The sequence below is a fragment of the Mycobacterium sp. E183 genome (genome assembly GCF_001667735.1).
Lineage (GTDB): Bacteria > Actinomycetota > Actinomycetes > Mycobacteriales > Mycobacteriaceae > Mycobacterium.
The window spans coordinates 1-9,744 of the sequence record NZ_LZJN01000014.1; the positions used below are offsets into that span (position 1 = coordinate 1).

General features: G+C 69.5%; 11 protein-coding genes and 1 pseudogene. 6 read left to right on the forward strand and 6 right to left on the reverse strand.

Annotated features, from left to right (window positions below; all coding sequences use genetic code 11):
- The 3 genes and pseudogenes from A5691_RS01565 to A5691_RS01575 form a co-directional block, all read right to left on the reverse strand.
- A pseudogene (locus A5691_RS01565) lies at nt 1-883 on the reverse strand (hypothetical protein); the annotation flags it as partial.
- A gap of 154 nt (nt 884-1,037) precedes the next feature.
- On the reverse strand, nt 1,038-2,960 hold the full coding sequence (locus A5691_RS01570; protein WP_068015812.1) for an Hsp70 family protein: 1,923 nt from the start codon (nt 2,958-2,960) through the stop codon (nt 1,038-1,040).
- Nucleotides 2,961-3,117: 157 nt separating this feature from the next.
- Nucleotides 3,118-4,341, reverse strand: coding sequence for a hypothetical protein (locus tag A5691_RS01575; RefSeq protein ID WP_068015819.1), 1,224 nt, complete (start codon nt 4,339-4,341; stop codon nt 3,118-3,120).
- A gap of 38 nt (nt 4,342-4,379) precedes the next feature.
- Here A5691_RS01575 and A5691_RS01580 point away from each other — a divergent pair, with 38 nt between their 5' ends.
- The gene (locus A5691_RS01580) at nt 4,380-5,024 is read left to right on the forward strand and encodes a TetR/AcrR family transcriptional regulator (RefSeq protein ID WP_068015820.1); all 645 of its coding nucleotides are present in this window, start codon (nt 4,380-4,382) and stop codon (nt 5,022-5,024) included.
- 105 nt (nt 5,025-5,129) lie between these two features.
- Entirely contained in the window at nt 5,130-5,609 is a 480-nt protein-coding gene (locus A5691_RS01585) for a nuclear transport factor 2 family protein (protein WP_197499070.1), read from the forward strand.
- Nucleotides 5,610-5,615: 6 nt separating this feature from the next.
- Here A5691_RS01585 and A5691_RS01590 read toward each other — a convergent pair whose 3' ends face one another.
- Entirely contained in the window at nt 5,616-6,212 is a 597-nt protein-coding gene (locus A5691_RS01590; RefSeq protein WP_231980972.1) for a L,D-transpeptidase, read from the reverse strand.
- Here A5691_RS01590 and A5691_RS28485 point away from each other — a divergent pair.
- Nucleotides 6,127-6,312 carry a hypothetical protein gene (locus A5691_RS28485; RefSeq protein WP_231980973.1) on the forward strand — a complete coding sequence of 62 codons (186 nt, stop codon included), beginning with the start codon at nt 6,127-6,129 and terminating at the stop codon, nt 6,310-6,312. The genes A5691_RS01590 and A5691_RS28485 overlap by 86 nt on opposite strands.
- A gap of 19 nt (nt 6,313-6,331) precedes the next feature.
- Here the strand turns inward: A5691_RS28485 and A5691_RS01595 are convergent, their stop codons facing one another.
- Complete coding sequence (locus tag A5691_RS01595; RefSeq protein ID WP_068015824.1) at nt 6,332-7,009, reverse strand: phosphatase PAP2 family protein; 678 nt, start codon at nt 7,007-7,009, stop codon at nt 6,332-6,334.
- Nucleotides 7,010-7,090: 81 nt separating this feature from the next.
- Here A5691_RS01595 and A5691_RS01600 point away from each other — a divergent pair, with 81 nt between their 5' ends.
- Entirely contained in the window at nt 7,091-7,573 is a 483-nt protein-coding gene (locus tag A5691_RS01600; protein WP_067760809.1) for a hypothetical protein, read from the forward strand.
- Here the strand turns inward: A5691_RS01600 and A5691_RS01605 are convergent.
- Nucleotides 7,557-7,841 carry a hypothetical protein gene (locus A5691_RS01605; protein ID WP_067760807.1) on the reverse strand — a complete coding sequence of 95 codons (285 nt, stop codon included), beginning with the start codon at nt 7,839-7,841 and terminating at the stop codon, nt 7,557-7,559. The genes A5691_RS01600 and A5691_RS01605 overlap by 17 nt on opposite strands.
- A 73-nt stretch (nt 7,842-7,914) precedes the next feature.
- Here A5691_RS01605 and bluB point away from each other — a divergent pair, with 73 nt between their 5' ends.
- Together bluB and A5691_RS01615 are read left to right on the forward strand one after the other, a co-directional pair.
- Nucleotides 7,915-8,592, forward strand: a complete 678-nt coding sequence (bluB, locus tag A5691_RS01610; RefSeq protein ID WP_067760805.1) for a 5,6-dimethylbenzimidazole synthase — start codon at nt 7,915-7,917, stop codon at nt 8,590-8,592.
- A gap of 36 nt (nt 8,593-8,628) precedes the next feature.
- Nucleotides 8,629-9,744, forward strand: a 1,116-nt coding sequence (locus A5691_RS01615) for a sulfatase-like hydrolase/transferase (RefSeq protein WP_231982289.1), incomplete at its 3' end; no start/stop codon positions are given.

The window sequence follows — 9,744 nt, forward strand, 5'->3', positions numbered from 1 at the left end:
CCACCCCGGCGGTGATGGCGGCGATGCCGGCCAGTGCGCTCCCGGCGAGGAACATGGGCCGTCGCCGGCGCGGGACGACCACGTCGTCGTCGGGCACGGCGCTGTAGGCCAGAGCCTCGGCGTCGGCGTTGCCCCAGACGTCGAGGTACGTCGGGCCGAGCGGTCGCGGGCTCACCTCTCCGGTGCCGGGGTCGAGCGCGTACGCCAGCGCCGCCGTGGACGAGGCGAACAGCGGCGCGTTCGCCGAGGCCAGCGCGGCCCCGCGGGCCAGCGCCAGCTCCGGCTCCTCGGGCGCCGACAGCTCGAGCGGGGTCGCCGCCTCGAGCGCGGGCTTGACGGGCACGATGTCCACGCCGCAGCCGATCAGGAACACGCCGTCCGCGTGAGCACCCCGCGCGCCCAGACCGGCGACCATCGTCGCCAACTCGGCGGCGAGCGGCTCCTTTCCGGCGTTGGCCAGCTGCTTGCGGTGCAGGTCGACGATCGACCCGTCGGCGACGTCGACGACGGCCAGCGTCGCGGTCTCGGCCTCCACGTACAGCATCGCGATGTGCGCGTAGTCGAGCGCGGACCCGACCGTCTGGGCCAGCGCGGCCGCGGCCAGCAACGGGGAAACCAGCATCACGTTGCCCATGCCGTGTTGGGTCATCGCTTCCCGTAGCGCGCCGACGTCCGCTCGGTCCGTCCAGGTCACGCCCGTCGACACCAGCTGGTGGCCGCCCGCCTCCGCACCTTCGCGGGTGCCGCCGATCGCCGCAATGACCTCGTCGACCGCGCCACCGAACTCGTCCTGTTCGACGGTGACACCGTCGGCGTTCTGGCCCTCGATGACCACCAGGCGGACCGTCCCGGGAGCCATCGAGACCCCAAGCACGATGTCCACTTCACGCCTCCGCAGTCCGCTGATTTGCGCTGATTTTTTTCCGAGGTCCCTCGATGAGGGCACCGCCGGATAGACCCGCCCGACCGGGTGACACCACGCTACCCGCGCGGAAACGGGCACGCTCGTCGAGCGCGCTCAGCAGGAACGACGGGGGCTAGTAGCCCGGGCCCAGGAAGGGATTCTGGGAGTTCCCCGGGTACTGCTGGTACTGCGGGTACTGCGGATATTGCGGATACTGCGGGGCCGGCGCCTGGGGGGCCTGGGTCTGCGGGACCTGAACCGGAATCGGCACCGGCAGCAGCGGCACGTGGATCCACTCGGTGGTCATCGGCACCGTCGTGGTGGTGGTCGTGGTCGTCGACGGTGGGGGCGGCGTCTCGGTGGTGGTCGACGGCGGCGGCGGGGGCGTCGTCATGGCGGTCGTGGTGGGCGCCTGGGTCGGCGGCGCGGTGTGCCGCGGGGTGTAGACGGGGGGCGCCTGCGTGGTGATGACCACCGGCGGCGGCGCAGACGGTGGCGGCGACGGCGGCGGTTCGGGCGGCGGCGGCGCGGGACTGGGCACCGGCGCGGCACTGGGCGGGAGCGGCACGGCCGTCGGCGGCGGCGGCGCGACGGTGCGCGGGACCAGCGGGCTGGCCGGCGCCGGCCGGGGTGCGACGCTGGGCGCCGGCGGCGCCTGGCGGTGTTCGATCCCGGTCAGCGTGTAGGCCACGCCACCGATCGCCGTCATCGCCACCAGGGCCGACATGCCGATGATCAACTGTGACAACCGCAGGCGGCGCCACGGCCGCTCCGCGGGCGGGTCGATGACGTTCAGCCGCATCGACCAGCCGGACGGCCCGTCCTCGTCATAGGTTTCGCCGCCGAACCGCACCCGCAGGTCGCCGGGGTACTCGGTCTGCGACCAGGCCAGCTCACGATCCGTCAGCGCCTCGTCGTCGATCACCAGCACATCGCCGGCCCCGAGGTCGACGACGTCGCCGGTGGCGTGGGCGGAGGCCAGCAGGCTCATCGAGGTCCTGGTGCGCAGGCTCAGCTCCTCGCCGCGGGCCGCCAGCAGCAGCGCTCCGCAGGCTGCCGCGAGGGCGGGCTGCGACGGAGTCAGGATCGGCGTGCGCCCGTGGATCGAAAGCCGTTCGGCGACAAGCGGAATCTGCGCACCGCCGCCGACCGTTACCACCGCCGCCAGGTCGCCCCAGTTCTTGCGGTAGCGCACCAGCATGTCGTCCAGGGCGTAGATGAAGCCGGTCAGCCGATCCGCCATCAGGTCTTCGAGATCGTCGCGCTTCAGCGTGAAGCTGCAGCTGCGTTCGCCGAGCACGGCGGCGATCTCGGTCACGACGTCGGTGGACAGCCGTTCCTTGGCCAGCCGGCACTGTTCGCGCAATTCGCCGAGCTGCCCGACGGCCGCCGTGCTGGCCGGATCGATGCCGCTGCCGCGACCCAGCTCCTCGAAGACCCGCAGCAGCAGCTCCTGATCGATCTCGTCGCCCGACAGGGCCGCGTAACGCATTGTGGCGCTGACCAATTCGAAATCACCGGCGACGTTCACCAACGTGGCCGAGGTTCCGCCGCCACCGAAGTCGAGCAGCCCCACCACGCCGTCGTCGGGCAGCCCGAGTTCGGCCTTCACCGCGGTCAGCGACGCGATGGCGTCCGAAACCAGCCGGGGCGCCATGCCGCTGCGAACGAATCCCAGATGAGTCCGCAGCCCGTCGCGCAATGCCTGCACCGTAACGGGTTTCCAGTACGCCGGGACTGCGATGGAGATCTCCGCGCAGGACGCGTCCGCGCCGACGGCGCGCACCATCGCGTCCAGGGCCTCCACCGTGAGCAGCTCCGGGTCGTGGGCGGACCCGTCGGCCGACACCAGCGCCACCGAATCACCGATGCGCTCCACGAAGCCCTTCATCATCACGCCGGGCTCGAATGGATACGAACTCTCTTCGGGCGCACCGACTTTCGGCGCGCAGTGCGGATAAAGAGTCAGCACCGAGCGCCGGGTAACCGGTGGGCTTTCATTACGCGCAGCGACCAGGTTCGTGGTCCCGATCGACAACCCAAGTGGGTCGTACATAGAGCGAAAACCTTCGTCTATAGGGGTCGGTGGCCAGCGTTAACCATAGCCGCGGACACGCCCAAAACCGATGGCTTGCAACGTCATCGGTACCCGGTCGATGCCGCCTCGTCACCGAAGCGGTACCGGCGGCCCCTTGACAAATCGACGCTCGTGCTTACACCACGGTCAGCGGCAGCGATCGCCTCGGCTCGAACTGGAATGTCGCTCCGCCGCTGACCTTCGTTACCGACACCTCGGGCAGTTCGGCCGCCGCCGTGTCGGTTTCGACCAGTTCCGCGGTCCAGTCGGTGCCGGTGCCGCTGACCCGGACCTCGACGTGCGGGTCGACGGCGGTGGCGATCGCCTGGAGCGGCTGAACGGAACCCGGGGAACACAGCGCGATCCAGGCGGCATCGTCGTGGGCCGGTGAGCGGTGCACGACCAGCCGGTCCGCCGTTTCCGCGCGGACATAGCCCGCGGGGTTCAGCAATGGGTGCAGTTCGAGGACCTCGAGCACCCCCGCGATGCCGCCGGGGAGTCCCAGCGCGCGGTGTATGCGCTCGGCGGCCACGCCCGCGATGCCGGTGAGCCCCTGGGTGCACACCGACACGGCCTGCGCGTCATCGGCGGCGCGGGCGCGCACCGCGATGGCGAACGACAGGTAGAGCAGGTGCATCTGCAGACAGACCTCGTCGGCCATCCGGACCAGCGCCGAATGCGAGAAGCCGGCGAAGTCGAAGTCGGACAGCAGCGGACTGGAGTAGTCCGCGTTGCCCTCGTCGGAGCGGTCGATCGGATCGAGTTCCCATGTGGCGGCCCGGGTTTGGCGAACGATGTCCAACGCGGGAATGCTCTGGGCCTCGGGGTAGGACTCGTCGATGATGACCGTCCAAGCGCAATGCGGATGGCGATCGGCCGGCGTCCGCGGGGGCCGGTGGATGGGGCGCACCTGGGCGCGCGGGTTGGTCGCCACCGCGGTGGCGTCGAACGTCGGGTCCTCGATGGTGTGGCACATCCCGAAGACGTAGCGCTCCCCCATCGGCTCCACGTCGAGCAGCGCCCCGCAATGGTCGAGGTGGAATTCGCCGTGCCAGCGGTCGTGCACGGTGTAGCGGAAGTCCATGAATTGCGGTGGGGCGCCGATGTCGAGCTGGAGCCCCTTGAAGATCGTCGGCACGTCGTTGCCCTCGAAGTTGAGCGCACGCTGCATGCGCCGGGTATAGACGGGGCTGGCGCCGGCCCACTCCTCGATCGCGATCTGCACCATCTCGTCGCGGCCGAACGCGCTGATGCACCAGGCCATGCCCGAGCGGTCGATCAGCTGCCCGATCAGGAGCAGTTCGGGGACCAGGACGGCCAGCTGCTCGCGCGTCAACCGCGCGTACCGGGATCGGCTCACGGCCCAAAAATAGACTCGACTATGTTATAAAGTCAACGATGTCCATCGCCGCAGGTCAGGTAGCCGCGGGCTTGATCGGCCCCACCCGGCGCACCAGCGCGCCGCGCAAGCGCGGCGACGACACCCGCGCGCGCATCATCGACGAGACGGTCCGCTGCATCGTCGAGGAGGGCTTCCCGGCCGCCACCGCCAAGCACGTGGCCGAACGCGCGGGCGTGACGTGGGGGGTCATCCAGTACCACTTCGGCGATCGCAACGGCCTGCTGATGGCCGTCGTGGACGACGGGGTGGACCGGCTGATCGACAGCCTGTCGTCGGCCGACGTCGGCGCGCTGCCGCTGCGCGAGCGCATCGAGGTGGTCGTCGACACGGCGTGGGGCTGCTACAGCAGCCCGACTTCGATGGCGGCGCTCGAGATCCTGCGGGCGACGCGCGGCGGGCCCGGCGAGTCCCCGCGGAGGCACCTGCTGGAGATGAACGACGCGATCGGTCAGCTGGGTCGGCTGATCACCGCAGATCCGGCGAATGCCGGTGTGGCCGAGGTGATCTGGGCGGCGCTGCGCGGTGTGGTGCTGGCGCAGATGGTCACCGGGACTGCGATCGACTGGAGCCTGGAGCGACGGGCTCTGATCGACATGGTGACCCGCTACCTGTCCGACACGCAGGGCTGCCGCGACACTTAAACCACGCACACGACACGCCGCGCAAGGTGACCGTGGTTTATGTCTCGGCGACGGCTCTTCGATGCGAGCGCGGGCGGCGGGTGACCCGTGTGCTGCAATGACCTGATGACCCCTCAAGATCTCGCCGACATCGAAGCCATCAAGCAGGTCAAGTACCGGTACCTGCGCGCGCTGGACACCAAGCACTGGGACGACTTCGCCGACACACTCGCCGAGGACATCAAGGCCGACTACGGACCGTCGATCGGCAACGAGTTGCACTTCACCAACCGCGACGACCTGGTCGAGTACATGCGTACGTCGCTGCCCGCCAACGTCATCACCGAGCACCGGGTGACCCATCCGGACATCGTCGTCGACGGCGACACGGCAACGGGCAGTTGGTATCTGCAGGACCGCGTGATTGTCGCCGACTTGAACTTCATGCTGATCGGTGCCGCCTTCTACCGCGACACCTACCGGCGCACCGACGCCGGCTGGAAGATCTGCGGGACCGGATACGACCGAACCTACGACGCCACAATGTCGTTGGAGGGCATGAACTTCACGCTCAAACCCGGTCGCGCGGTGGCCACCGACGCCTGACGCGCGCTACTTGGTGATGGCGATGACCGCGCCGGGCCGCAGCCATTTCATGATCGACACCAGCTGAGCATCGTCGACCGCCACGCAGCCCTCGGTGGGCTTGCCGTCGGTGGTGTGGAAGAAGAACGCCGCACCGCCGCCGGGGGTCTTGTTCTTGTTGACGCCCATCACGACCGCGTGCTTGTACTGCGGGATCTGCAGGTTCTCGCTTTCGGCGGTGTTGAACGGGCACTGCGCCTTCTGGCACACCTGCATGGAGTTGAAAGTGGGGCTGTGGTCGTCGCCGCTCCACCAGTGGTTGGGCCCCACCTGCGTGTAAGGGAGCCCGGTGCCGGGATTGGGCGCGGTGCCGAACGCGGAGTCCAGCGTGTAGACCCCCATCGGGGTGGCCGGCACCCCGCTCTTGGCCTGCGGCGCCATGCCCGCCGAACCGACGTGGGTGGGAATCCCGCTCCGCAGCGACTGCCAGCCGGCGGCCGTGCGCTGATAGATGTCCATCGTCGCGTTGGATCCGCCGGTGCTCATCACCGAAACCACCTGCGTGGCATCGCCGACGGCGTTCGCGAACCAGGGGGCGCCGGCCGCGCCGCTGATCGGCGCCATTGCCAGCGCCACGGAAAACGCGCACGCCGAAGCGAACAGCGAAGCGAGCAGTCGGCGCATGCCCTCAATCGTCGAACCCGTACAGCGCAAGGTCAAGTAAAGCTTCAGACCCGGTTAGGTCACCGCGCCGTGACCAAATCGCCCGCGTCGCACGGTTTTCGGGAGAGCGCCGCACGCGGGGGACGAATCACCGTGACGCACAACAGGAAATACAGATAACCCAGCGCCCAGCCGGCCAGCACGTCGGACGGGTAATGCACGTTCAGCGCCACCCGCGAGACGCCTGCCGCCAACACGCTCAGGGCGACCATCGCTTCCGCGACGGTGCGCATCAGCCGGTTCATCGTCGGCAACACCAACGACAACCCCGCGAGCAGCGCGGCCGTCACCTCCAGTGCGTGCCCGGACGGAAACGACGTCTCGGCCGCGGGGACCAGCATGGTCGACGGCCGCGGCCGGTCCACCAGCGCCTTGGCCGCGACCGTCACGAGCCCGCTGAGCGGCGCGCAGGCCAACAGCAACAGCCCCGCCCGCACCCGGCGCGCCACCAGGGCGCCGGTCGCCGCCACCGCGCCGAGCACGCGCAACGGAACCGGGCCCAGCGCGAACGAGACGTCCGCCCAGAATCGCACCCACAAGGGGTGTTTGACGGCGCCGTCGCGCGCGGCGTTCAGCAGCGACCAATCCAGGCGCTGCTGCCAGTGCCAGTGCTGCGAGTAGCCCGCCCACATCAGCGCGTAGACGGCCGCCGCGACCAGGGCGACGCACAGGGCCGGCATGGTCCGCGCTCGGGTCATATCCCACGGATACCAGCCGGGCTCCGCGCAGCGTCCGGCGGCCCGACCACGCTGTCGCCCGGCCCGCGCCATACTGGCGTCATGGCCGTATTTGTCCGCAGGTTGCTCGGCATCGGCAAGCTGCCCGACGACGTCTACGCGCAGCTCGAGGCGGAAGGCGTGCGCTACCTCGCCGACTTCGTGGCGGTGACCCGGCGCTTCAAGGGCGCCATCCCGGGCGTGCGATTGCCGCACAGTGTCGCCAGCTACACGGGCTCGCTGGCGTTCACCTCCGAGCGGGTGCTGGCCACGCTGTCCATGCTGCCGCGGCTGGCCGGCCCGACCGTCGACGTTCGCTGGGACGCGCCGCAGACCGGCGCGGCGCGGGTCGAGATCTCGTCGACGGGCCTGCAGGTCGACGTCGACGTCGCGAAGGTCGACCCGAAGTTCAGCGGCGAGTTGTCGCTGCACTACAAGGCGGCCATTCCGGACGAGGTGCTCAGCGGCCTGCCGCGCCGGTCCCTGGCCTTCGACATGCCGCCCGAGTACGTGTTCCGTGCGGTCGGCGTTACCTATAGTCCGTGATCGTCATCCGCGGCCAGGGCGGCTGGCGCAGCACCGCCAGGCTGCCGATCACCGCCGCCAGCAGGCCGGTGATCACCCCGATCAGCGCGATGCGGTTCCCGTCCACGGCGGGCTTCCAGGAGGCTTCGCCGTTGTGGACGACGAAGACGCCGAGCGGTTTGAGCACGGGGATGACGGTGGTGCCGTCCGGTGTCTGATAGGGCTCGCCGTACACGCGACCCGCGGCCCCGTCGGTGGGCGGCCGGTCGAGTAGGTCAAAGGGCTTCACGGAACACTCCTTTCCTGGGTGTTCACCCGGTGCGTGTCGCGGACACGGTTCACGCTAACGCGGATTTCCTACGATGACTCCCGTGAGCGAGCAGGCCTTCAGCCCGCAGGAGCGCCGGGCCGTCTATCGGGTGATCTCGGAACGGCGCGACATGCGGAAGTTCTCACCCGGCGCGGCGGTGGACGAGGCCGTGCTGGCGCGCCTGCTGCAGGCGGCCCACGCGGCGCCCAGCGTCGGCCTGATGCAGCCCTGGCGCTTCGTCCGGATCACCGACGACTCGCTGCGGCGGCGCATTCACGCACTCGTCGACGAGGAGCGCCCGCTCACCGCCGCGGCCCTGGGCGAGCGGGCCGAGGAGTTTCTCGCGCTGAAAGTCGAAGGCATCCTCGAGTGCGCCGAGCTGCTCGTGGTGGCCCTGTGCGACGACCGGGACAAGCATGTGTTCGGCCGCCGGACGCTGCCGCAGATGGACCTCGCGTCGGTCTCGTGCGCGATCCAGAATCTGTGGCTGGCCGCGCGCTCCGAAGGCCTTGGCATGGGTTGGGTTTCGCTGTTCGATCCGCAGCGGTTGGCGTCGTTGCTCGACATGCCCCCGGGGGCGGAGCCGGTGGCCATCCTGTGCCTGGGCCCGGTGCCGGAATTCCCCGATCGGCCGGCGTTGGAACTCGACGGCTGGGCTGTCGCCCGGCCACTGTCGGAGTTCGTCTGCGAGAACCGCTGGAGTCGGATCCCTGCGCCTTCGCCCGACTAGCTGCGGTATCGTCGCCGGTCGCGGGCGAGTTGAGAGGTGACGCAATTGGCGCCGGGCGAAGAAGCCGACCGGAAAGACAACGTCTTGATCGTGCACTGGCACGATCTGGGCCGCTACCTAGGCGTCTACGGGCACCCGGACGTCGACAGCCCCCGCCTGGACCGCCTTGCCGCCGAGGGCATCCGGTTCACCAGGGCGCATGCCACGGCGCCGCTGTGCTCGCCGTCGCGCGGGTCGCTGTTCACCGGCCGCTACCCGCAGAGCAACGGCCTGATCGGGCTGGCGCATCACGGCTGGGAATACCGAAGCGGCGTGCGCACCCTGCCGCAGATACTGACCGATGCGGGTTGGTACTCAGCGCTTTTCGGCATGCAGCACGAGACCTCCTACCCCCAGCGACTGGGCTTCGACGAGTTCGACGTCTCGAACTCCTACTGCGAATACGTGGTGGACCGGGCCTCCGACTGGCTGCGAGACGGCACCGAAGACCTCGCGGGCCAACCGTTCCTATTGACCGCCGGGTTCTTCGAGACGCATCGGCCCTATCCCCGGGACCGTTACGAGCCGGCGGACAGCGCCGGGGTCGACCCGCCCGACTACCTACCCGACACCCCCGAGGTGCGCGACGACCTGGCCAGCTTCTACGGGTCGATCACGACGGCCGATGCCGCCGTCGGCCGCCTGCTGGACACGCTGGCCGAGTCGGGACTCGATGACAGCACCTGGGTGGTGTTCTTCACCGACCACGGCCCAGCGTTTCCCCGCGCCAAGTCCACGCTCTATGACGCGGGAACCGGCATCGGCATGATCATCAGGCCCCCGACCGGCCGGGCGCTGCCCCCGCGGGTCTACGACGAGCTGTTCAGCGGCGTTGACCTGCTGCCGACGCTGCTGGGCCTGCTGGGCGTAATTCTCGATGTAGCTGTATTCCTTGGTGCGAATCGCGCGGATGGGATCGAACGAGTCGTGATAGGTCTTCGTCGTGTATACGTGGTCCCGGACCGGCACGGTGTGCGGGTCGGGCGCGAGGAGGGCGCGGGCGTGCGATACGCCCTCGACGTCGGCCGGAACGTCCACGCCCAGCAGGCCCAGCAGCGTCGGCAGCAGGTCAACGCCGCTGAACAGCTCGTCGTAGACCCGCGGGGGCAGCCG

Excerpts from the sequence above, each read along its gene's own strand:
- A5691_RS01570 (WP_068015812.1), bottom strand. The coding sequence starts at position 2,960 with ATGTACGACCCACTTGGGTTGTCGATCGGGACCACGAACCTGGTCGCT.
- A5691_RS01580 (WP_068015820.1), top strand. The coding sequence starts at position 4,380 with ATGTCCATCGCCGCAGGTCAGGTAGCCGCGGGCTTGATCGGCCCCACC.
- A5691_RS01585 (WP_197499070.1), top strand. The coding sequence starts at position 5,130 with ATGACCCCTCAAGATCTCGCCGACATCGAAGCCATCAAGCAGGTCAAG.
- A5691_RS01590 (WP_231980972.1), bottom strand. The coding sequence starts at position 6,212 with ATGGCGCCGATCAGCGGCGCGGCCGGCGCCCCCTGGTTCGCGAACGCC.
- A5691_RS01595 (WP_068015824.1), bottom strand. The coding sequence starts at position 7,009 with ATGACCCGAGCGCGGACCATGCCGGCCCTGTGCGTCGCCCTGGTCGCG.
- A5691_RS01600 (WP_067760809.1), top strand. The coding sequence starts at position 7,091 with ATGGCCGTATTTGTCCGCAGGTTGCTCGGCATCGGCAAGCTGCCCGAC.
- bluB (WP_067760805.1), top strand. The coding sequence starts at position 7,915 with ATGACTCCCGTGAGCGAGCAGGCCTTCAGCCCGCAGGAGCGCCGGGCC.